This is a genomic window from Kitasatospora sp. MBT63 (assembly GCF_000710465.2).
Taxonomy (GTDB): Bacteria; Actinomycetota; Actinomycetes; order Streptomycetales; family Streptomycetaceae; genus Kitasatospora.
Genome location: NZ_JAIZ01000094.1, coordinates 1 through 22,498, shown reverse-complemented (window position 1 = coordinate 22,498; position 22,498 = coordinate 1). Strand labels below are relative to the sequence as shown.

The following is a 22,498-nucleotide window of genomic DNA, read 5'->3' as shown; positions in this document are numbered from 1 at the left end:
GGCGCCGGGGACCTCGACCGGGGTGACGTCGTTGACGTTGTCGGCGCTCACCGGCTGGCGGCGGGAGATGACCCACATCGAGCCCGCGCCGGTCACCAGCGCCACGCCGACCACGGCCACGCCCCAGGTGCCGCGGCCCGCGACGTACGCGGCGGCGCCCGAGACGAGGGCGGCGGCCGGCAGGGTCAGGCCCCAGGTGTAGACCATGCGGCGGACCAGCGCCCAGCGCAGGAAGCCCTTCGGGCCGCCGAGGCCGGCGCCCATGATGCTGCCGGAGCAGACCTGGGTGGTCGACAGGCCGTAGCCCATGTGGGTGGAGGTGAGGATCGCGGTGGCCGCGGCGGTCTCGGAGGCGAAGCCCTGCGGCGCCTTGATGTCGGCCAGGCCCTTGCCCATCGAGCGGATGATCCGCCAGCCGCCCATGTAGGTGCCCAGCGCGATGGCGCCGCCGGCGCTGATGATCACCCAGGTGGGGGGCAGCGCGCCCTTGGGCAGGTTGCCGACCGAGACCAGGGTCAGCGTGATGATGCCCATGGTCTTCTGCGCGTCGTTGGTGCCGTGCGCCAGCGAGATCAGCGAGGAGGAGAAGATCTGGCCGCGCTTGAAGCCCTTGGTGGTGGTCTCCGAGCCGCCGCGGGTGATCAGGTACGCCAGCTTGGTCGCGCCCCAGGCGGCCACGCCGGCCACCAGCGGGGCGGCCACGGCCGGGATCAGGATCTTGCTGACGACGACGCTGAAGTTGACGCCGCTCACCCCGGCGCCGACCACGGTGGCGCCGATCAGGCCGCCGTAGAGCGCGTGCGAGGAGCTGGAGGGCAGACCCTTGAGCCAGGTCAGCAGATTCCACAGGATCGCGCCGGCCAGGGCCGCGAAGATCACTTCGGGGTGGAGGCCGGCCTTCTCGTTGACGATGCCGCCCGAGATGGTGGTCGCGACCTTGACCGAGAGGAAGGCCCCGGCGAAGTTCAGGGTGGCCGCGATGGCGACCGCGACCTTCGGGCGGAGGGCACCGGTGGCGATGGAGGTGGCCATCGCGTTGGCGGTGTCGTGGAAACCGTTGGTGAAGTCGAAGGCGAGCGCCGTGATGATCACAACGGCCACCAGGAACGTGATGTGTTCCATACCCAAACAATCGTCGTAGTTGTCGTACTGACGCTGGTGTCACGCAGACCGTAGGGAGACTCGGTGAACGGGAGGTTAACTCGGTCGGGAATCAGGGTTCTGATGGTGTCTCGGAGGTTTCCGGGGGGCGTCCGGACGGGGTCAGCAGGGGCCCTGATCAGCACTTTTGCGTGAAATGACCGATCTGATGATGCTTTGATGAGACCTGTCTCACAGTGTCCTGCGGCCAGGATGAGAAGTTCATCAGTACGTACCGGTGCCATCTGCCCCGCAGCCGCCCTCCCATGGCAGGATCAGCGGGTACATCGGCCGGGGGGACGCCCGGCCGGGGGTCGCCAGACGGGGGAGAACAGGCCGATGGGCGCTGCACAGGGGATGGATTCGGCCGGGCTGCGGCCCTGGGTGCGGGCCGCCCTGCGGTGCGGTGCGGTGCTCGCCGCCGCGGCCCTGTCGCTGTCGCTGGCCGGCGGCGCCGCGTACGCCGCGCCCGAGCCGGTGCCCCCGGTGGCCGCCCCGACCGTCGCCCCCGGCTCCGACCCGCTCGCCGACGCCAAGGCCACCCTCGGCCCGCTCCTCGACCAGCTGCACCAGCTCTACCAGCAGGCCGAGGCCGCCACCGAGCAGTACAACGGCTCGGTGGCCAAGCTCGCCGAACTCCAGAACGGCCTCGCCGACCTGCGGACCCAGATCACCCGCCAGCAGGCCGCCGTGGACGCCGGCAGCGACCTGGCCGCCCAGCTGGCCGCCGCCCAGTACCGCAACGGCCACGCCTCCGAGCTCGGCGAACTGCTGATGGCCGACGACCCGTACGAGGCCGTGGTCATCGCCGAGCTGCTGCAGGCCGCCGGCCGCTCGCAGTCGGCCTTCCTGGACCGCCTCAAGGCGGACCGGGCCGGTCTGACCGTGCTCCAGCAGCAGGCCGAACTCTCGCTCGCCCAGCAGCAGGTCGTGACCGCCCAGCAGGAGCAGGCCAAGGGCGAGGTGACCAAGAGGCTCGCCGACGTCGAACAGCTGGTCGGCTCGCTAACCGGCGCCCAGCGCACCGAGCTGGAGCAGCTCGAGAAGCAGCAGGCCGACCAGGCCCAGCTGGCCTTCCTCGCCTCCGGCGCGCTCGGCAAGGGCGAGCGCACGCCGTCCGAGGCCGGCCGCAAGGCGGTCGCCTACGCGCTCGCCCAGCTCGGCAAGGACTACGTGTGGGGCGGCGCCGGCCCGGACGTCTTCGACTGCTCCGGCCTCACCTCGCAGGCCTGGATCCACGCCGGCGTCCCGATCCCGCGCACCAGCCAGGAGCAGTGGGCGCAGCTGCAGCACGTCCCGCTGAACCAGATCCGGGCCGGCGACCTGGTGGTCTACTTCGGCGGCGCCACCCACATCGGGATGTACATCGGCGGCGGGCTGATCGTGCAGGCCCCGCACACCGGTGACGTGGTCAAGGTGTCCCAGATCGGCGCGATGCCGATCCTCGGTGTGGTGCGCCCCGACCCGGACGCCGCGGCCGACGACAAGGGCGGCGCCTGGAAGGTGCCGGACGTCAAGGTCGGCGCGGTGCGGATCGCGCCCGCCAAGCCGTCCACCCTGACGCCGGCGCCGCCCGCGCCGCCGGTCACCGCGCCGACCGCGCCCGCCACCCCCGAGACCGGCCCGTCGCCGTCCACCGGCGGGACCCCGTCCGGCACCCCGTCGGGCTCGGGCACCCCGTCCGGTTCCGGCACCCCGTCCGGCGGCTCCTCGACGGGCCCGTCCACGCCGTCCACCGGCACCGGCACGCCGTCCACCACCGGCACCCCGCCGGCCGGGACGGCCACCCCGGGCGACCCCGCCACCGGCACCGGCACCCCGTCCGGGTCCGGGGCCTCGGCGGCCGACTCCTCCTCCGGGTCGGCGAAGGTCTCGCCCAGCGGCACCGGGCACGCCCAGGACTGACCGGCCCGGGAACACGACGGCCCGGCCCCCCGCGCGGGGGGCCGGGCCGGTCCGCGTTCAGCTGCCGCTGTCCGGCTCGAAGCGGATCACCACGGCCTTCGAGGTCGGGGTGTTGCTGATGTCGGCGGTGGAGTCCAGCGGCACCAGCACGTTGGTCTCCGGGTAGTAGGCGGCCGCGCCGCCCCGCGCGACCGGGTAGTGCACCACCTTGAAGTGCGCGGCGCGCCGCTCGACGCCGTCCTGCCACTCGCTCACCAGGTCGGTGTACGCGCCGTCGGCCAGGCCCAGCTCGGCCGCGTCGGCCGGGTTCACCAGGACCACCCGGCGGCCGCCGGTGATGCCCCGGTAGCGGTCGTCCAGACCGTAGACCGTGGTGTTGTACTGGTCGTGCGAGCGCAGCGTCTGCAGCAGCAGGCGCCCCGCCGGCACCTCGGGCGCGGTGAGCGGGTTGACGGTGAAGTTGGCCTTCCCGGTGGCGGTGGGGAACGCCCGGCGGTCGCGCGGGCCGTGCGGCAGCACGAAGCCGCCGGGCCGGCGGACCTTCTCGTTGAAGTCCTCGAAGCCGGGGACCACCCGGGAGATCCGGTCCCGGACGGTGTCGTAGTCCTCGGCGAACTCCTCCCACGGCACCGGGTTCTGCGGGCCCAGCGCGGCCCGCGCCAGCCGGCAGACGATCGCGACCTCCGACAGCAGCTGCTCGGACGGCGGCCGCAGCCCGCCGCGCGAGGAGTGCACCATGCTCATCGAGTCCTCGACGGTGACGAACTGCTGCCCGGCCGCGGTCCGGTCCCGGTCGGTACGGCCGAGGGTGGGCAGGATCAGTGCCCGGGCGCCGGTGACCACGTGCGAGCGGTTCAGCTTGGTGGACACGTGCACGGTCAGCCGGCAGCTGCGCATCGCCGCCTCGGTGGCGTCCGTGTCGGGGGTGGCCGCGACGAAGTTCCCGCCCATCGCGAAGAACACCTTGACCCGGCCGTCGCGCATGGCCCGGATGGTGTCCACCGAGTCCAGGCCGTGCTCGCGCGGCGGCTCGAAGCCGAACTCCTTGCCCAGCGCGTCCAGGAAGGCGGCGCTCGGCCGCTCGAAGATGCCCATCGTCCGGTCGCCCTGGACGTTGCTGTGCCCGCGCACCGGGCAGACCCCGGCCCCGGGGCGGCCGACGTTGCCGCGCAGCAGCAGGAAGTTGACCACCTCGCGGATGGTCGGCACCGAGTGCTTGTGCTGGGTCAGGCCCATCGCCCAGCAGACGATGATCTTCTCGGAGGCCAGCACCAGAGCGGCCAGCTCCTCGATCTGCTCCCACGGCAGGCCGGTCGCCGCCAGCACCTCGGCCCGCTCGGTGGCGGCCGCCTCGGCGGCGAACTCCTCGAAACCGTGGCAGTGCTCGGCGATGAAGGCGTGGTCGACCCCGCCGTCGGCGGCCAGCACCAGCTGGTTCAGCGCCCGGAACAGCGCCAGGTCACCGCCGAGCCGGATCTGCAGGAACAGGTCGGTCAGCTTGGTGCCCGCGCCGACCAGACCGCGGGCGTTCTGCGGGTTCTTGAACCGCTCCAGCCCCGCCTCCGGCAGCGGGTTGACGCTGACCACCTTGGCGCCGGCCCGCTTGGCCCGCTCCAGGGCGGAGAGCATCCGCGGGTGGTTGGTACCCGGGTTCTGGCCCGCCACGATGATCAGGTCGGCCTGGTAGAGGTCCTTCAGGTGGACGCTGCCCTTGCCGACGCCCAGGGTCTCGGTCAGCGCCGAACCCGAGGACTCGTGGCACATGTTGGAGCAGTCCGGCAGGTTGTTGGTGCCCAGCTGCCGGGCGAACAGCTGGTACGCGAACGCGGCCTCGTTGCTGGTCCGGCCCGAGGTGTAGAAGGCCGCGCCGTCCGGGGTGTCCAGCGCCTTCAGCTCGTCCGCGACGATCGAGAACGCCCGCTCCCAGGAGACCGGGGTGTAGTGGGTGGCGCCCTCCTCCAGCAGCATCGGCGCGGTGAGCCGGCCCTGCTGGCCCAGCCAGTACCCGGACCGCTCCGCCAGCTCCGCCACCGGGTGCGCGGCGAAGAACTCCGCGGTGATCCGCCGCTCGGTCGCCTCCTCGGCGACCGCCTTGGCGCCGTTCTCGCAGAACTCCGCGGTGTGCGTCTTCCCCGGCTCCGGCCACGCGCAGCCGGGGCAGTCGAAGCCGTCCGGCTGGTTGACCTTGCGCAGGGTGGCCAGGGTCCGCCGGGCGCCCATCTGTTCGCCGGCCATCTGCAGGCTCTTGGCGACTGCGGTGAGTCCGGCCGCCGCGTGCTTGGGCGCACCGACCTCGGGCGCGTCCTGCGCCGGGTCGCTCTGGGGGGCCTGCTTGGCCATGGCTGACACCTCCTGCTGGTGGGGTGGCACCGTCGCCGTTCCCCTGCCCGTCCATCCTCGCACTGCCCGGATCCGGTCCCGCAGGGGTGGCACCCGGTCCGGCCCCCGCGCCAGAATTGCGCGTCCGAACCCGCCCGCCGAGGAGTACCGAGCCAGTGAGCCAGCCGATGCCGCCGTCCACCGAGGATCCGCAGGGCCGGTTCGGCCCCGCCGAGGAGCCCGCCGACGCGGTGCCCGCCGTCCGCGAGCTGCTGATCCGGCTGCGCGCCGCCGCAGAGGTGGCCCGGACCCCGCAGGGCGCCGCCGAACTGCTGGAGGCGGTCGCCCGCGAGATGGTCGGCGAACTCGGCCGCTACGACCGGGACACCCTGGCCACCTGGCGCGAGGCGGCCCGCCGGCAGGGCGAGGCGGGCGACCCGGCCGCCGCGATCCACCTGCTGGAACAGGTCATCCTCGACATGGCGCAGGCGCTCGGCGCGGGCGACCCGGAGACCCTCACCGCCCGGCTCGACCTGGCCGCCGAGGTGGGACGCGCGGGCGATGCGGGCGGCGCGCTGCGCCGGCTGCACGACCTGCTGCCCGCGCTGACCGCGGCCGTCGGCGCCGACGACGCCCGGGTGCTGCGGGCCCGGGCGCAGTACGCCGCCCACACCGCCGCCGTCGGCGACCTCGGCGGGAGCGTCCACCAGCTGGTCCAGCTCGTGCCGCAGGTCCAGCAGGCCCTCGGCGAGGAGCATCCGCTGCTCGGCGAGGCCAGGACCGCGCTCGCCCGGGCCGCCCAGCAGCTCGGCCGCGCCCCCGGCGCACCGCCCGGGCTCGGCTGGATCGAGGCCGTCGCGATCGTCCACCGGCTGACGGTGTGGGACTTCGACACCGACCGCGAGGCCCTGGACTGTCTCTCCGAGCTGGAACGCCGCACCGGCCTCAAGGGCCTGGCCGACCGGATCTACGGCGCGCCCGACCACCTGACCGCCGAACAGGTCACCACCCTCGCGCTCGGCCGGCCCACCGGGCCCGCCTGACCTCGCCGGGACCGCCGGCCACCGGCGCCGGTCACGGTACGGCCGGGACCGCCGCCGCGCCCACCAGCGCCCGCAGCAGGGCGCGCGCCGCCGCGTCGTTCTGGCGGAACGCCGGCGCGTCGGTGCGCGGGCGGGCGAACGCGGCCTGCGAGCGGCCGTTGGTGGGCGGGCCGAGCGCGGTGCGGCGCGGGTGCGGGGCGCCGCCGAGCGCCGGGTCGAGGATCCGCCCGTCGGACGCGGCGGTGACGATCAGACCCGAGCGGTAGTGGTGCCCGTCGTCGCGGACCTCCTCCTCGGTGAGCCGGCCGGTCCGGTACAGCCCGGCCAGTACCGGGTCCGTGGTGCGGGCGACCGCGTGCTGCGGCAGGTACCCCTCGATCAGCGCGGTGGCCCGCACCCGCCGGCCGGGGACGGTGGGGCTGGTGGCCACGAAGGTGCCGTCCGACCCGTCGAGGGCGACCTCCACCCCGGCGCCCAGGAACCGCACCACGCCCGCCTCGGACAGCGCCAGCAGCTGCCGCAGCCGGAACCCCGGCGGACCGGAGGCCAGGAAGCTGAAGAAGCCGAACCACCAGCCGTCCAGCTCCCGCGCCACCGACCGCGCCGACAGCCGGCCGGAGGCGAGCAGCCGCGGCAGCTGCCCGTACAGCGACAGCAGCGCCAGGAAGGCCCCGAGGTCGGCGCTGTACCCGGGGTCGGCCCGGCGGTCGGCGTCGGCCGCGATGTAGCCGCGCAGGTGCCGTTGCAGCTGCTCGCCGTCGGCGAGCCGGACCCCGTCGAGCGGCCGGTCCAGCCGCTCGAAGTCCAGCCGGTCGGCCGGGTCCGGGACGGCCCCTGCGACCAGCGCGGCCAGCTCCGGGTCGTACCAGCCGAGCCGGTCGTAGCCGGCCAGGAACCGCGCCCAGGGCAGCGCGGTGCGCTCCGGATGGGCGTGGAACAGCTCGTGGTAGTAGCCGAAGCCGATCTCCTTGGCCATCAACGGCCAGGCGTCGCGCCGCAGTTCCAGCGGACCGGGCCGCGCGGTCAGGGCGTCCACGGCCGCCGCGTCGAAGTACCGCGGCAGCGGCGCGGGCGGGCCCTGCAGCCGGTAGCCGGTCTTGGAGTGGTACGGCACACCGCGCCGCGAGCCCACATGCAGCACCGGCTCGCGGCCCGAGGGCCGGTACACCGGGCCGTCGGGGCCCTCCTCGAACCGGCCGCCCCGGCCCTCGGTGAGCAGCGCCATCAGGTCGACGAAGGCCAGCCCGAAGCCGCGCAGCAGGACGTGCTCACCCGGGGCGAGGGCGGACAGGTCGGCGTCGGAGGAGAACGCCGGCGGCAGGTGGAAGCGGCCGTGCCGGGCGGCGAAGCGGGCCGCCTCGCGGTGCCGCGGGTCCGCCGCCGGCTCCAGGTGGCCGAGGGTCAGCACCACCTGGTCGGCGACCAGCACCCGGTCGGAGAGCTCCACCAGCTGCGGGCCGTCCGGCGGGCCGGTCAGCGACCGGGCGGTGTCCCGGTGCACGGTCAGCGTCACGTGCGCGGGCAGGTCGGCCGCGGCCCGGCGGAACACCCAGTCCAGGTAGGCGCTCTGGGCCTGCCGGGTGGCGAAGTCGGTCGGCCGCAGGGCCGCCAGTTCGGCCCGGATCCGCGGATCGGCCACCGGCCGGTACGGCGGGTACCGCTCGGGCTCGCGGGCCCACTCGGCGAGCGACGGCCCGGGGCGCACCGGCCCCTCGGCGGTCGAGGTCGCGTCGGTGAACATGGTCACGTCCTCGGCCATCGAGTTCATCCGCAGCAGCGGCGACTGCTCCTCCCGCCAGATCCGGCCGCCGCCCGGCGGGTACGGGTCCACCAGGTGGATCTCCAACGGCGCCCCGGGCGGCAGCAGTTCGGCGGCGTTGGCGGCCAGCCGCTCCAGCAGGCCGGTGCCGCGCGGACCGGCGCCCACGATCACCAGGGTGCTCACCGCGCCGCCCCCGCCACCCCGGCGGCCGGCCCGCGCCACAGCGCCCGCACCCGCTGCAGCGGGGTCGGCGGCAGCCCGTCCCGGGTGGCTCCGCGGGCGTAGTACCGCTCCAGGTAGTACTGGCCGACCGACAGCACACTGGTCACCCCGACGTACCAGAGCGTGGCCACCATCAGCAGCGGGATCACCTGGTACGTCTGGTTGTAGATCAGCTGCGTCGAGTACAGCAGGTCCTGCACCGCCAGCACGCTGACGATGGAGGTGCCCTTGAGCGTGCCGATCAGCATGTTCCCGGCCGTCGGCACGATCGAGCGCATCGCTTGCGGGACGACGATCCGCCGCAGCACCCGGCGCCGCGACAGCCCCAGCGAGGCGGCCGCCTCCAGCTGCCCCTGGTCGACCGAGAGGATCCCGCTGCGCACCACCTCGGCGGCGAACGCGGCCTCGTGCAGGGTGAGCCCGATCACCGCCGTGAGGACCGGCCCGAGCAGGTTGACGGTCCGCACGCTCAGGAACTCCGGGCCGAACGGGACCCCCAACCCCAGGTGCGGGTAGAGCGCGCCGATGTTGAACCAGAACAGCAGCTGGACCAGGAGCGGGGTCGCCCGGAACACCCAGACGAACCCCCAGCCGAAGGCCTGCAGCACCGGGTTGCCGGACAGCCTGGCCAGCGCCAGCAGGGTGCCCAGGGCGAAGCCGAGCACCATCACCAGCGCGGTCAGCCACAGCGTCAGCAGCAGGCCGCGGGTGATCGCGGTGGTGGTCAGGTACTGGCCCACCACCTCCCACTGGAAGGCCCGGTTGCGGACCAGGGAGTTGAGCGCCATCGCGAGCAGCAGCAGCGCCACGGCGGCCGCGGCCAGCCGGCCGGGGCGGCGGCGCGGCACGATCGGCAGCTCGGCGGTGTCCGGGGGCGCAGCCGGGTGCGCCGGGCTCGGGCGTTCGGGTGGTGGGGAGGAGGCGGCGAGGGGCAGGACGTCGGGCGACGTGGCCATGGCGGGGCTCCAGATGCGAGCGGGCAGGCGGGGGCCGACTGTCCGTCACGCGCGCGCCGGGTCCCTCAACCCGGCCTGGATCCGGGACGGTTGGCCCGGGCCCGGATACGCACTCACTCCGCGGCCGATCGTACGCGGGCGCCGCCCCGCCGTGTCAAGGTCCGCCGCCGGGGTCGGGAAGGCGGTGCGGCGGCCCGTTTCCGGACGGTGGTTGACGAACGCGGAGGTTCGCTGGTCAACTGGCGACATGAATGCCGAGCAGCGTCTGGTCACGCGCGGCCACATCGACTTCGGTCGGGTGTGGTCCGCGGCGTGTTGCGGCTGACCCGGCAGCGGGCCGCCTGACCGGCCCCATCTCCCCTCGGAGACCTCCCTCGGTCCGCCCCGTCGCGGGGCCGGGAAGCCGTCGTACCCGACGGAACGACAGGCGTGCGCTGCCGCCAGAACTCCCTCTCTTTATAGCTGACCTCCCGTCACACTCCGCTGCCTGACGGCCGGTTCACCCGTCCACGCCCACGCCCTCGCCGGCGCGCCCCGCCGCGCCCTCGCCCGGCACGCCCCGCACCGCCCGCTCCGCCCGTACCTCCCGCGCCGGGCCGCCCCTCGGCGTGCCCGCACCCGCAAGGAAAGGCCAGCACCCATGCCCGTCGAGTTCCTCGGTATCGCCGCCACCAGTGACGTTTCGGAGACCACGCCCCGCACCACCGCCGCCTTCGACCGCGACTACACCCTGCGCCTGGCCCGTGCCCACGAGGACCACGGCTGGGACCGGGTCCTGTTCGCGTACGGCGCCGGCGCCCCCGACCCCGCGCCGTCCGCGGCCTACCTGGCCGCCAAGGTGGACAGGCTCCAGATCCTGCTGGCCCACCGTCCCAACGTCTCCTACCCGACGTTCGCCGCCAAGACCTTCGCCACCCTGGACCGGATCAGCGACGGCCGGCTCACCGTGCACTTCATCACCGGCGGCAGCGACCACGAGCAGCAGCGCGAGGGCGACTTCCTCACCAAGGACCAGCGCTACGCCCGCACCCGCGAGTACATCGGCATCGTCAAGAAGGCCTGGACCAGCCGCGAGCCCTTCGACCACGAGGGCGAGCACTACCGGTTCAACGACTTCGTCTCGGACGTCTTCCCCGTCCAGGAGCCCCGGCCGAACGTCTCCTTCGGCGGCTCCTCGCCCGCCGCCTACGCGGCCGGCGGCGCCGAGGCCGACATCTACTGCCTCTGGGGCGAGCCGCTGGCCGCCACCGCCGAGCAGATCGAACGGGTCAAGGAGGCCGCCCGCGCCGCCGGCCGCACCGACACCCCGCGGATCCAGGTCGCCTTCCGGCCGATCATCGCGCCCACCGAGGAACTCGCCTGGGAGAAGGCCCACCGCACGGTCGCCGCGATCAAGGCCCGGCGGGAGTCCGGCGGGGACCTGGTCCGCCGCGGCGTCGGCGGCGCGCCGCAGAACACCGGCTCCCAGCGGCTGATCGAGATCGCCGAGCAGGGCGAGCGCTACGACCGCGCGCTGTGGACCCCGACCGCCGCCGCCACCGGCGGCGCCGGAAACTCCAACGCGCTGGTCGGCACCCCGGAGACGGTGGCCGCCGCCCTGCTCGACTACTACGACCTGGGCGCCGACATCCTCTCCGCCCGCGGCTACGACCTGGTCGGCGACGCCATCGACTTCGGCCGGCACGTCATCCCGATCGTCCGCGAGGAGGTCGCCCGGCGGGACGCGGCCAAGGCCGCCGAGCGGGCCGCCGCCGAGGCCGCCGCCAAGGAGCGCGACCGGCACCAGCTGATCGCGGTGCAGGCGTGAGCACGCCGCTGTTCGAGGTCCAGCGGGTCCGGCTCGGCGACCCGCTGACCGAACCGCTGGTGCGCGAACTCACCCACGAGTACGTCACCCGGTACGGGCCCGGCGGGCACGCCGAGATGGCCCGCTACCCGGCCGAGGAGTTCGCCCCGCCGCAGGGCCTGCTGCTGCTCCTGCTGGCCGACGGCGAGCCGGTGGCCGGCGGCGCGTACCGCCGCTACGACGACACCACCGCCGAGATCAAGCGGATGTGGACGCACTCCGCGCACCGCCGCCGGGGCCTGGCCCGCCGGGTGCTGGCCGAACTGGAGCGGGCCGCCGCGGCGGGCGGCTACCGGCGGATCCACCTCACCACCGGGCCGCGCCAGCCCGAGGCCAAGCAGCTCTACCTGGCGGCCGGCTACACCCCGCTGTTCGACCCGGACCTCGACCCGCCGGAGTTCCGCCCGCTCCCCTTCGAGAAGCACCTCACCGACCGGCACCCCGCCGGCCCGTCGAAAGGCTCCGCACCGTGAGACGCGTACTTCCGGCCGTGCTCGCCGCCGCCACCGCCCTGGTGCTGGCCGGCTGCAGTTCGGCCCCGGCGGCCGGGCCGCAGGCCGCCGCCGGAGCCCCGGTCGCATCGGCGGCCGGGCAGGACGTGGTGGCGGGCGAGCAGAAGGTCGAGTCGATCGCCGCACTGCTGCCGCCGGAGGTCCGTACGGCGGGCACCCTCAGGCTCGGCGGCGCCGGGGGCACCCCGCCCAGCGCCTTCTTCCCCGACCCCGCGGTCAAGAAGGCGGCCGGGATCGACGTCGACTTCACGGACGCGGTGGCCAAGGTGCTCGGCGTCACCATCCAGCGCGAGGAGGCCGCCTTCGAGACCATCCTCCCGGCGCTGGACAGCGGCAAGTACGACCTGGGCGCCGGGAACTTCGGCGTCACCACCGCCCGCCTGAGGACCATCGACTTCGTCACCTACATCGACGACGGCCAGGGCTTCGCGGTGAAGCAGGACAACACCGCCCTCCAGCCGGTCACCGACCTGGTGCAGCTCTGCGGCCTGACCATCGGCACCGGCGTCGGCACCACCTTCGAGACCACGCTGAACGCGAAGAAGAGCGTGTGCACCGACGCCGGCAAGAAGCCGTACGAGGTCCGGGCGTTCGCCGACAGCGGCGCCACCTTGACCAGCCTCCAGCAGGGCCGGGTCGACGTGGTGATGTCCACCATCAACGGGCTGCGCTACCAGGCGAGCCGGCCGGCCTCCGGGACCCGCTTCCTGGGGGAGTTCCACCGGCTGGACGTCGGCTTCGCGTTCAAGAAGGGCTCGCCGCTCACCCCGGCGTTCCAGGCCGCCGTCAACCAGCTGATCAAGGACGGCACCTACGGCCGGATCCTGCAGAAGTGGGGCACCACCGACTCGGCCATCCCCGAATCGCTGATCAGCCCGCCCGAGCACCCGTGACCCGAGCACCCGTGATCCGCCGCCCGTGATCCCGTGCCAGAAGCCCCCGCCAGTCAGTCGCTGGCCCGAAGCGAGGACCCGGCCGCCATGACCGTCGCCGCCCCCGAGAAGCACCCGCCCGAGAAGCGTCCGCCCGAGAGACACCTGTCCGAGGACCACCCGTCCGCGAGCACCGGCGATCCGGCCTCGCTGCCCGTCGTCCCGGCCCGCCACCCCTGGCGGTGGCTGGCCGGGGCCGCCGCGGTCGTGGTGGTCGCGCAGTTCCTGCACGGCCTGGCCACCAACCCCGGCTGGGACTGGCCCACCTTCCGGGCCTACCTGGCCACCGACAGCATCCTGCGCGCCGTCGGGACCACCCTCCAACTCACCTGCTACGGAACGGTCCTGGGCTTCGCACTGGGCGCGGTGATCGCCGCCCTGCGGCTGTCGCGCAGCCCGATCCTGCAGACCATCGCCTGGACGTACATCTGGGCCTTCCGCTCGATCCCGCTCATCGTCCAGCTGGTCTTCTGGTTCAACCTCTCCTATCTGTACAAGCGGCTCGGCCTCGGCGTCCCGTTCGGGCCGACCGTCTGGGAGTTCGAGACCATGGACGTGCTCGGCGCGCTCGGCGCCGCCGTCCTGGGCCTGGCCCTGCACCAGGCCGCGTACGCCGCCGAGATCATCCGGGCCGGGGTCATCTCGGTGGACGCCGGCCAGCTGGAGGCCGCGGCGGCGCTCGGCATCCCGCGGCTGCGGCAGGCCTGGCGGATCGTCCTGCCGCAGGCCATGCGCGGCATCCTGCCGAACGCCGCCAACGAGGTGATCTCGCTCTTCAAGGGCACCTCGATCGTCTACGTGATGGCGATCGGCGAACTCTTCTACCAGGTCCAGGTGGTCTACGGGCGCACCGGCCGGGTGGTGCCGCTGCTGATGGTGGCCACCGCCTGGTACGTGCTGCTGACCACCCTGCTGTCGGTCGGCCAGTACTACGTCGAGCGGTACTTCGCCCGCGGCGCCGAACGCACCCCGCCGCCGACCCCGCTCCAGCGCGCCCGCGCCCTCGTCCGCCAGATCCAGGAGAGCCGGCTCTCCGCACCCTCGGGAGGCAGCTCGTGACCACGGCCATGGTGGACATCCGCGGGGTCCACAAGAGCTTCGGACGGCTCGAAGTCCTGCGCGGCGTCGACCTGCGGGCCGAGGCCGGCTCCGTGACCGTGATCCTCGGTCCGTCGGGCTCCGGGAAGTCCACCCTGCTGCGCGCCGTCAACCACCTGGAGAAGCTCGACCGCGGCTACGTCGCGATCGACGGCGAGCTGATCGGCTACCGCCGCTCCGGCGGCAAGCTGTACGAGCTCAAGGAGCGGGAGGTGCTGCGCCAGCGCACCCGGCTCGGCTTCGTCTTCCAGAACTTCAACCTCTTCCCCCACCTGACCGTGCTGGAGAACCTGGTGGAGGCTCCGGTCAGCGCACTGGGCGTCCCCAAGACCCAGGCGCGGGCCCGCGCCCTGGAACTGCTCGCCCGGGTCGGCCTGGCCGACAAGGCGGACAGCTACCCGCGCCGGCTCTCCGGCGGCCAGCAGCAGCGGGTGGCCATCGCCCGGGCGCTGGCGCTGGAGCCCAAGGTGCTGCTCTTCGACGAGCCGACCTCGGCCCTCGACCCCGAACTGGTCGGCGAGGTGCTGGACGTGATCAAGGACCTGGCCACCGGCGGCACCACCATGATCGTGGTCACCCACGAGATCGGCTTCGCCCGCGAAGTGGCGGACACCGTGGTCTTCATGGACGGCGGGGTGGTGGTGGAACAGGGCCCGCCCGCCGAGGTCCTCGACCACCCCCAGCACGAACGCACCCGCGCCTTCCTCTCCAAGGTGCTCTAGACCCCTCCTGGCAACACCCCTTCCCCGAAACGGAGTTCCGTCATGCCCCTGCCCCGCCGCGCCCTCGTGCTGGCCGCCGCCGCCTTCTCCGCCACCCTGGCGCTCACCGCCTGCGGTTCGTCCACCGGCGCCTCCGCCGACCTCGGCGCCAAGGGCACGGTGGCCCCGAACGGGATCACCGTGAACCTGACGCCGGACCAGAAGAGGGTGACCACCGCCAAGGTGGACGCGATCGCCGCGCTGGTCCCGGAGGAGATCCGCAAGAGAGGCACCCTCCAAGTCGTCGACTCGCTGGGCACCGTGCCACCCCTGGACTTCCACGCCACCGACGACCGGACCATCATCGGCGCCGAACCCGACCTCGCCCACCTGATCGGCGACGTGCTCGGCCTGAAGGTCGAACTCAACCCGGTCTCCTGGGAGAACGTCTTCGTCGGCCTCGACAGCGGCAAGTACGACGTCGGCCTCACCAACATCACCGTCACCGAGGCCCGCAAGGAGAAGTACGACTTCGCCACCTACCGGCTCGACATCCTCGGCTTCGAGGCCAAGAAGGGCGCCGGCTGGAAGGTCACCGGCCCCCAGGACGTCGCCGGGCACACCATCGCTGTCGCCTCCGGCACCAACCAGGAGAAGCTGCTGATCGCCTGGAACGAGGCCAACGTCAAGGCCGGACTCAAGCCGGTCGACATCAAGTACTTCCAGAACTCCTCCGACTACTACCTGGCGCTCGCCTCCGGCCGGATCGACGCCTACCTCGGCCCCAACCCGACCGCCGCCTTCCACGCGGCCCAGACCGGCGAGACCGAGGTGATCGGCACCTACTCCGGCGCCGGCGACCAGGTCCTCGGCAAGATCGCGGCCACCACCAAGAAGGACAACGGCCTGGTCAAGGCGCTCAACGGCGCCATCAACGAAGTCCTCAAGAACGGCACCTACGCCCAGGTCCTCAAGCGCTGGGGCCTGGACAGCGAGGCCGTCCAGACCTCGGAGATCAACCCGCCCGGCCTGCCGAAGACCGGCTGACCCGCGCCGGTACGCCGTCAGCCGGCGAACGGGATGCGCTCCAGCACCCCGCCCGCGAAGACGTCGTACAGCGGCAGCGTCTCGAGGTGCACATAGCCGATGTGGCAGTCGCACACCGGCAGCGGGCAGGGCCGCGGCCGCAGTTCGGCCCGGTACGAGCCGTCGTACAGGTTCCCCAGCGGCGGGCGGACGAAGTGGCAGCGGCGGACCGTGCCGTCGCCGTCCACCGAGATCACCGACTCACCGGTCCGGCACGGGCGGCCACCGCTGGGGTGCGGGTCGCGGCTGTAGCCGAACAGGGCGTCCAGCGCCGTCCAGTCGGCGGCCTCGCGGTCGGTGTAGCTCCGGCCGTCGGCGGCGTTGACCCACAGGTACACCTCGGGCGGCAGCTCCGCCCGCAGCCGCCGGGCCGCGGCCAGGTGCTCCGGCTCGCCGACCACGCCCACGCTGTACCGGGCGCCCAGCGCCGTCAGCTCCCGGCACTTCGCGAGGAAGCGCTCATGGCCGACCTGACCGGGGTGGTAGGTGATCCAGAACGCCAGGGTGTCCAGGCAGGCGTCGGCCAGCCAGTCGGTGCGGCAGCTGAAGTTGGTCTGGATCGCCACCCGCCGCACGTGCGGCAGCCGGCTCAGCTCCACCAGCGCCCGCCGGTACCAGGACCGGACCAGCCCCTCGCCCCACGGCGTGAACAGCAGCGACAGCGTGTCGCCGCGCTGCGCCGCCGCCCAGGCGGTGAACCGCTCCAGCGCCGCCCGGTCCGCCCGCAGCTGCGCCGGGGAGTCCCGGCGCTTGGCGAACGGACAGTACGGGCAGTCGTAGTCGCAGGAGGCCAGCGGACCCCGGTACAGCACCGTCAGGTCCAGCGGCTCGGGCGCGGGGGCCGCCTGCCCGGGCAGGCCCAGGAAGACCGTCACCTCGCCTCGTAGGCGCTCATCCGCTCCCGCACCTCGGGCGAGAACAGCAGCGGGCCGATCGCGTCCGAGTACGCCAGCCCCTCCGGCGTCAGCACCAGGCGCTCCGGCCGCCCCTCCAGCCAGCCGCGGTCCGTCAGCGCGGCCAGCTCGGCGGGGAAGTCCTCGGCCGGCGAACTGCCGAAGCGCAGCCGGTACCCGGCCGGGTCCAGCCCCTCGGCCTGCAGCAGGGACTGGATCAGGTGGCGGCGGCGGGCCTCGCCGTCGTCCATCCAGCGGCCGTGCTCGGCCCGGGAGAAGTCCTCGGTGGCCACGTAGTCGTCGATGATGCCGCGCACCTGGGTCGCGTTCACCGCGTAGTCGAAGGAGTAGTGCAGCCGGGAGGTGTACGAGCGGGCGCCGCAGCCCAGGCCCACCATGCCGTCGGTCTGGCAGGCGTACTCGCTCTCGCCCGCCGGGGATCCGGCCCGGCGGAACATCCGCATCGACACCTGCTGGTAGCCGCTGCCCAGCAGGTGGTCCCGGCCGGCCCGGTACAGGGCCAGGCGCTGGGCGTCCCAGCCGGCCCCGGTGGCCTCGGCCGGCCGCCGGCCGAGACCGGTCAGCGGCCGCACGTACAGCGGGTACAGGTACAGCTCCTCCGGCCGCCAGGCCAGCGCGGCGTCCAGCGAGCGCAGCCAACTGGCCTCGCTCTGCCCGTCGATGCCGTAGATCAGATCGATGTTGAGCACCGGGAAACCGGCCGCCCGGATCCGGCCGAGCGCGGCCTCGACCGCGGCCCGCTTCTGCGGACGCACCGCCGAGCGGGCCTCCTCGTCCAGGAACGACTGCACGCCGAGGCTCAGCCGGGTGGTGCCGCGTTCGGCCAGGACCGCCAGCCGGTCGGCGGTGCAGGTGTCCGGGGAGGCCTCCACCGACAGCGGGACGGCCCGCAGGTCGACGCCCGTGCACCGCTCGGCGATGTCGCACAGCCGGGTCAGTTCGGCGGCCGTCAGATAGGTCGGGGTGCCGCCGCCGAACGCCGCCAGCGCGAACCGGGCGTCCGTGTCCAGCGCCGCCCGGACCGCCCCGGCCTGCCGCTCCAGCGCGTCCAGGTAGGCCGTGGTCAGGCCCTCCGGGCTGCCGATCCGGGTGAACAGGTTGCAGAAGCCGCAGCGCACCTCGCAGAACGGGATGTGCAGGTACAGCGAGAGCGCGTGCTGCGGCTCGCCCGCCCACAGCGCGCCCAGCTCCGGCCGCTCGGGCAGCGCCCGGTACGCCGTCTTGTGCGGGTATGCGTAGACGTACGACTGGTACGGGCGCGGGGCCTCGACGGCCGCGCCCGGGCCCTCGACGGCCGTGCTCACGGTGCTCATACGGCGGCCTCCTCGGCGGGCCCGGCGGCGGGGACGGTGAAGTGCGCGTACGGGACCGTCCAGACCACCTCGTGGCCGATCCGGTGGCCGGTGTAGCCGTCCTCGCCGTACGCGGTGCCGTGGTCGGAGCAGACGATCGCGAAGCACGGCCGGCGGCGGCTCATCGCGGTGAACAGCCGCCCGATGTGGGCGTCCACGTACTCCAGCGCGGCCGCGTGGCTGGCCCGGGTGTCGCCGTGCTCGCGGGCGGCGCCCGGCAGGTGGAACCAGTTCGGCTGGTGCAGCGCGGAGACGTTCACGAACAGGAACAGCGGCTGCCCGGCCGGCTGCCGCGCGCAGACCTGCTCGGCCCGGGCCACCTGCGCCTCGAACGAGGTCGGCGAGGGCACGCCCATCTCCGGCTCCCAGTGGCTCTCCTGGAACAGCCCCGGCAGCACCGACCCCAGCGGGCCCTGCTTGTTGAAGAACCCGACCCCGCCGATGCAGACCGTCCGGTACCCGGCGGCCGCCAGCGCCGACGGCAGGTCCGGGGTGTCGAACACCCAGGTGCGGGACTCGGTGGACTCGGAACCCGCGAACCGGGCCGCGAACAGCCGCGGGTGCGGCCCGTCCGGGCGCGCCGGGGTGGGCAGGAAGCCCGCCAGGATCGCCTGGTGCGAGGCGTAGGTGAAGCTGCCGGGGGAGTGCCGGCGCTCCCACCGCCCGCCCGGCAGGAACGCCGCCAGGTGCGGGATCCGGCCCGCCGCCGCCAACTCCTCGGCGACGTCGAAGCGCAGCGTGTCCAGGGTCACCAGCAGCAGGTCGTGGCTGCCGACCACCTGCCGCATGTCGGGTATCTGATCGCTCATCGGGCGGCTCCGGTCGGTGGTGCGGGGTCGAGGTGGGGCAGCAGGGCGGCGAGCTGGGCGCCGTAGGTGTCCAGCCCCTCGGCGGGGCCGCCGGGCAGCCCGGTCAGGCCGGGCAGCAGGTCGCCGAAGGCGTTCACCTCGCCCACCAGCCCCCGCCGCCAGGCCGCGGTCGGCAGCACGTCCACCCCGGCCATCGGCGAGCGCGGGAAGCAGGCCGCGGCCCGCTCGGCGGTCTCCAGCAGCCGGGGCCAGGCCGGGCCGGCCGCCTCCCGGGCCGGCCCGGTCTCCCCGCGGGCGCCGCCCAGGTGCAGATTGGTCATCGGGTAGCCGCTGGTGCGCACCACCACGTGGGTGGCCCGGCCCGCGACCACCACCACCCGCAGGTCGGCGGCCCGGCCGTGCTGCGCCGCCTTCGGCACCCACTGCTCGACGTGCAGGCCGTCCGGCGCCAGCCGGTCGACCACCGCCGCGATCTCGCGCTCGTCCCGGTAGCCGCGCACCCGCAGCGAGTTGTGCAGCCCGTCGTCGGCCGCCTCGACCGAGGTGGTGGCCAGCAGTTGCCCGCGCGGCCCGAACTGCAGCGCCACCACCCCGGAGGCCGAGGAGCCGTGCGCGGGCTTCAGGAACACCCGGCGCAGCCCGGCGGCGGCCAGCCGCTCCTTCAGCTCCGCCCAGCCGCCCGGGGCCGGGCCGTCCAGGGCGCGCGGCACCGGGACCCCGGCGTCCGCCAGCCGCCGGTGCGCCCGGCGCTTGTCGAACATCACCGCGATCTCGTCCGGGTCCCCCAGCAGCCGGGCGCCGGGGGCCCGTCCGACCGCCCGGGCCACGCCGGCCAGCGCGGCGGTCAGCCCCGTGTACCAGGCGGCGCCGCCCTCCACCCGGGTCGGCGCGTAGTGCGCGCCGAGGGCGGGGCCGCGCAGCAGACGGTCGACCTCCTCGTCCTCGCCGGGCGACTCGATCCGCAGCACGGTGCCGGGGGCGATCCGGTACGTGCCGCGCAGCACGTCCGCCCAGGGCAGGACGGCGGGTTCGGGCAGCCCGGCGGCCCGGGCGGCGGCGGCGAACAGGGTGACCCGCCGGTGGCCCGGGTTGCCGAGGACGGTGAGGGAGGGGGACGTCACGACGGTGGCGCTACTCGGCCACGGCCACGTAGCGGTCCTCCTCGTCCTCCTCGTCCTCGGCGTCGGAGAGGTCGACCTTCACCCCCGCCAAGGCCTCGGTCAGACGCTGCTGCATCGGCTCGGTGAGGTAGTGGTGGTGCAGGTCCAGCGAGGTGAGGTGGGTGAGCGGCTGTCCCTCCAGCAGGGCGCCGGCGCCCTCGTCGGTCAGCACGCCCATCGCCAGGCTCAGGTGGTCCAGGCGGGCCACCACCGGGGCGTGCGCGACGGCCGCCGCGATCTCGTCCTGGTACTCGGAGTTCTCCAGGCCGAGGTGGCGCAGGGCGGGGAAGCGCACCCCGGTCAGGAACGGCGCCAGGTCCTCCACCGAGTGGTCGCCGCCGTACTCGTCGACCCCGAGCCACAGCTCCAGGCGCTCCAGCGCGGGGAAGTCGCCCGCGCCGACCGCACGGACCACCTCGGCGGGCAGGCCGCCGGCCTCCAGCCGCAGGGCGCGCAGCGCCTCGTGCCGCACCGGCCGCAGCACCAGGCCGCTGCCGCCGCGTACCACCAGCTCGTGGAGGGCGGGGAACGCGGTCAGCGCGCCGGTCACGTCGCACATCTCCAGCCAGGAGATCTCGCACTCGTCGTAGGTGACGTCGCCGACGAACAGCGCGCGCAGCCCCGGCAGTCGGCCGGCGGCGCCGGTGACCGCCGCCAGCGCCGCGGTCAGCGGCTCGTAGCCGTCGGCCCACCACGCGCCGATCACCAGGGCCCGGACCCGGTCGGTGTCCACCGCGTCGAGGAACGCGCCCAGCGTCTCCTGGAAACCGGTGGGGGAGTCGTACTCGACGGCTATCCGCCAGGCCACGGCGTCGGCCGCGGGCAGGGCGGCCGGCGCGTCGCCGTCCGGGGCGGCGGAGAACTCGAACACGGGCAGTCCGTGGAACCGCTCGATGTGCCTGTTGACCGTCATGGCTGCTCCTAGGGGCGGGGCGGGACCGGTTGGGGTGATCGCCGGGACCTGTCTACCAGGCCCCGGCGACGCCCGGTGGGCCGGGCGTCGGCTACCGGCCGGTCACTCCGCGACGGCCACGTACCGCCAGCGCTCGTCCGGCGCACCGGCCTCGGAGAGGTCGACCTCCACCCCCGGCAGGGCCTCGGTCAGACGCTGCTGCATCGGCTTCGTGAGGAAGTGGTGGTGCAGGTCCAGCGAGGTGAGGTGGGTGAGCGGCTGTCCCTCCAGCAGGGCGCCGGCGCCCTCGTCGGTCAGCACGCCCATCGCCAGGCCCAGGTGGTCCAGGCGGGCCACCACCGGGGCGTGCGCGACCGCCGCCGCGATCTCGTCCTGCGCCAGGCTGTCGAGCAGGCCGAGCCGGCGCAGGGCGGGCAGCCGCAGCCCGCCGAGGATCGGCTCCAGGTCGGCCATGGTCGCGTCGCCGCCGTACTGGTCGACCCCGAGCCACAGCTCCAGCGACTCCAGCGCCGGGAAGTCGCACGCGCCGACCGCGCGGACCACCTCGCCGGGCAGCCCGCCGCTCTCGAACCGCAGCGTGCGCAGCGCCTCGTGCCGGACGGGCTGCAGCACCAGGCCCGGCTCGCCGTCCCAGCCGCCGCTCGCACCGCGCACCACCAGCTCCGCCAGCCGCGGGAAGGCGGTCAGGAACGGTGTCACGTCGGACTGCTGGATCCAGGAGATCTCGCACTGCTCGTAGGTGACCTCGCCGAAGAACAGCGCCCGCAGCGCGGGCAGCCGCCCGGCGCTGCCGGCGACCAGGCGGACCGTCTCCGCGGCCGGCTCCTGCTCGTCCTGCCACCAGGCGCCGATCACCACGGCGGTCACCCGCTCGGTGTCCACGGCCGCCAGGAACTGCTCCCAGCGCTGCTCGAAGGTCTCCTCGGAGTCGTAGTCCAGGCCGATCTTCCAGGCCACGGCCGCCGCGTCGGGCAGCTCGGCGCCCTCGTCCAGCGCGGGGACGAGGTCGAAGACCGGCAGGCCGTGGAACTGGTCGAGGTTCTCGCTGAGGGCCATGTGCTGCTCCTGGTAGGACGGCGGGACGACCTGTCTACCAGGCCGCTCCGACAACTGTGCGACCGGCGTGCTGCCCGGCCCGCGCGGCCCGACCGGTTGTCAGACCCCGGCCCTAGCTTCTGGATCGGACGTCCGGCAACCCGTCGGGCCGACACCGCAGGAGGCCTGATGTACCGCCAGGGTGACGTGCTGATCGTGCCGGTCGAGGAGAGCGCCGTACCGGGCGTGGTCGGCGCGCTGCCGCCCCAGCCGCGCGACCCCCGCGGCCGCATGGTGCTGGCGCTCGGCGAGGTGACCGGCCACGCCCACGCGGTGGTCGGCCCCGGCGAGCTGCGCCGCGAGGCCGGGCCGTTCGCCGCCGCCTGGCTCCGGCTGCCGGAGGGCGGGCGGGTGGTGCACGAGGAGCACGCGGTGATCGCGCTGCCCAAGGGCTGGTACCGGGTGGTGCGCCAGCGCGAGTACACCCCGGGCGCGGTCCGGGTGGTGGCGGACTGAGCCGGCGGGCCGCGAGGGCGACGGGTGCTCGGACGGTAGTGCGGGCGGGCGACAGATGACCGGCGAGAAGGAACGGAGCATTCCGATGATGGTTCAGCAGCAGTCCGCGCCCCGCGAGGCGGTGGCCCGCTGGCGGGAGGTGGCGGCAGGCACCGGCCCGGCCGACCGGCCGGCCGTCGAACGGGCCGTGCGCGCGGCCTACCGGGCGGCCGGTCTGGCCGAGCCCGCGGCCGTGGTGTGGTTCGGCTCGCCGCAGGCGGCGGCGCTCGGCGCGCTC

19 protein-coding genes and 1 pseudogene are annotated in these 22,498 nt (G+C 74.3%); 10 read left to right on the top strand and 10 right to left on the bottom strand.

The features are described 5' to 3' along the window. Positions 1 to 1,122: inorganic phosphate transporter (locus AA75_RS06415; protein ID WP_033818797.1), on the bottom strand; the 1,122-nt coding region annotated here is incomplete at its 3' end. Positions 1,123 to 1,479: 357 nt separating this feature from the next. On the opposite strand from AA75_RS06415, the gene AA75_RS06410 reads away from it, so the two are divergent. Further along, complete coding sequence (locus AA75_RS06410; RefSeq protein WP_158515447.1) at positions 1,480 to 3,045, top strand: C40 family peptidase; 1,566 nt, start codon at positions 1,480 to 1,482, stop codon at positions 3,043 to 3,045. A gap of 57 nt (positions 3,046 to 3,102) precedes the next feature. Here AA75_RS06410 and AA75_RS06405 read toward each other — a convergent pair whose 3' ends face one another. After that, complete coding sequence (locus AA75_RS06405) at positions 3,103 to 5,385, bottom strand: FdhF/YdeP family oxidoreductase (RefSeq protein ID WP_033818796.1); 2,283 nt, start codon at positions 5,383 to 5,385, stop codon at positions 3,103 to 3,105. A 155-nt stretch (positions 5,386 to 5,540) separates the two neighbouring features. On the opposite strand from AA75_RS06405, the gene AA75_RS06400 reads away from it, so the two are divergent. Further along, the gene (locus tag AA75_RS06400) at positions 5,541 to 6,407 is read left to right on the top strand and encodes a hypothetical protein (protein WP_033818795.1); all 867 of its coding nucleotides are present in this window, start codon (positions 5,541 to 5,543) and stop codon (positions 6,405 to 6,407) included. A gap of 31 nt (positions 6,408 to 6,438) precedes the next feature. On the opposite strand, the gene AA75_RS06395 is transcribed toward AA75_RS06400, so the two are convergent. Together AA75_RS06395 and AA75_RS06390 are read right to left on the bottom strand one after the other, a co-directional pair. Next, positions 6,439 to 8,352: an FAD/NAD(P)-binding domain-containing protein gene (locus AA75_RS06395; protein WP_033818803.1), complete on the bottom strand. Its 1,914-nt coding sequence runs from the start codon at positions 8,350 to 8,352 to the stop codon at positions 6,439 to 6,441. Beyond that, entirely contained in the window at positions 8,349 to 9,347 is a 999-nt protein-coding gene (locus tag AA75_RS06390; protein ID WP_033818794.1) for an amino acid ABC transporter permease, read from the bottom strand. Before AA75_RS06390 ends, AA75_RS06395 begins: the two co-directional genes overlap by 4 nt. Positions 9,348 to 9,987: 640 nt before the next feature. Here AA75_RS06390 and AA75_RS06385 point away from each other — a divergent pair. From AA75_RS06385 to AA75_RS06360, 6 genes are all read left to right on the top strand, one after another. Further along, positions 9,988 to 11,154 carry an LLM class flavin-dependent oxidoreductase gene (locus AA75_RS06385; protein WP_051811926.1) on the top strand — a complete coding sequence of 389 codons (1,167 nt, stop codon included), beginning with the start codon at positions 9,988 to 9,990 and terminating at the stop codon, positions 11,152 to 11,154. Beyond that, entirely contained in the window at positions 11,151 to 11,666 is a 516-nt protein-coding gene (locus AA75_RS06380; protein WP_033818793.1) for a GNAT family N-acetyltransferase, read from the top strand. The genes AA75_RS06385 and AA75_RS06380 overlap by 4 nt, the downstream gene beginning before the upstream one ends. Next, entirely contained in the window at positions 11,663 to 12,598 is a 936-nt protein-coding gene (locus tag AA75_RS06375) for an ABC transporter substrate-binding protein (protein ID WP_033818792.1), read from the top strand. Before AA75_RS06380 ends, AA75_RS06375 begins: the two co-directional genes overlap by 4 nt. Before the next feature lie 87 nt (positions 12,599 to 12,685). After that, on the top strand, positions 12,686 to 13,696 hold the full coding sequence (locus AA75_RS06370) for an amino acid ABC transporter permease (RefSeq protein ID WP_082526293.1): 1,011 nt from the start codon (positions 12,686 to 12,688) through the stop codon (positions 13,694 to 13,696). Positions 13,697 to 13,704: 8 nt separating this feature from the next. Then, entirely contained in the window at positions 13,705 to 14,457 is a 753-nt protein-coding gene (locus AA75_RS06365) for an amino acid ABC transporter ATP-binding protein (RefSeq protein ID WP_082526295.1), read from the top strand. 42 nt (positions 14,458 to 14,499) lie between these two features. Further along, positions 14,500 to 15,483, top strand: coding sequence for an ABC transporter substrate-binding protein (locus tag AA75_RS06360; RefSeq protein WP_033818790.1), 984 nt, complete (start codon positions 14,500 to 14,502; stop codon positions 15,481 to 15,483). Positions 15,484 to 15,500: 17 nt separating this feature from the next. Here AA75_RS06360 and AA75_RS06355 read toward each other — a convergent pair whose 3' ends face one another. The 6 genes from AA75_RS06355 to AA75_RS06330 form a co-directional block, all read right to left on the bottom strand. Then, positions 15,501 to 16,346 carry an STM4011 family radical SAM protein gene (locus AA75_RS06355; RefSeq protein ID WP_033818800.1) on the bottom strand — a complete coding sequence of 282 codons (846 nt, stop codon included), beginning with the start codon at positions 16,344 to 16,346 and terminating at the stop codon, positions 15,501 to 15,503. A 47-nt stretch (positions 16,347 to 16,393) separates the two neighbouring features. Then, entirely contained in the window at positions 16,394 to 17,749 is a 1,356-nt protein-coding gene (locus AA75_RS06350) for an STM4012 family radical SAM protein (protein ID WP_051811925.1), read from the bottom strand. After that, a complete protein-coding gene (locus AA75_RS06345) occupies positions 17,746 to 18,576 on the bottom strand; it encodes an STM4013/SEN3800 family hydrolase (RefSeq protein ID WP_033818798.1) in 831 nt (276 codons plus the stop codon). The genes AA75_RS06350 and AA75_RS06345 overlap by 4 nt, the downstream gene beginning before the upstream one ends. A gap of 17 nt (positions 18,577 to 18,593) precedes the next feature. Beyond that, positions 18,594 to 19,718, bottom strand: a complete 1,125-nt coding sequence (locus tag AA75_RS06340; protein ID WP_033818789.1) for an STM4014 family protein — start codon at positions 19,716 to 19,718, stop codon at positions 18,594 to 18,596. 10 nt (positions 19,719 to 19,728) lie between these two features. Beyond that, positions 19,729 to 20,670 carry an STM4015 family protein gene (locus tag AA75_RS06335; RefSeq protein ID WP_033818788.1) on the bottom strand — a complete coding sequence of 314 codons (942 nt, stop codon included), beginning with the start codon at positions 20,668 to 20,670 and terminating at the stop codon, positions 19,729 to 19,731. Between the two features lie 102 nt (positions 20,671 to 20,772). Further along, complete coding sequence (locus tag AA75_RS06330) at positions 20,773 to 21,726, bottom strand: STM4015 family protein (RefSeq protein WP_033818787.1); 954 nt, start codon at positions 21,724 to 21,726, stop codon at positions 20,773 to 20,775. 168 nt (positions 21,727 to 21,894) lie between these two features. Between AA75_RS06330 and AA75_RS06325 the strand changes: the two genes are divergently transcribed. Continuing rightward, positions 21,895 to 22,221 (top strand): hypothetical protein, encoded by a 327-nt coding sequence (locus AA75_RS06325; protein ID WP_033818786.1) that lies wholly within the window; start codon positions 21,895 to 21,897, stop codon positions 22,219 to 22,221. A gap of 85 nt (positions 22,222 to 22,306) precedes the next feature. Beyond that, positions 22,307 to 22,498: pseudogene (locus AA75_RS06320) on the top strand (hypothetical protein); the annotation flags it as partial.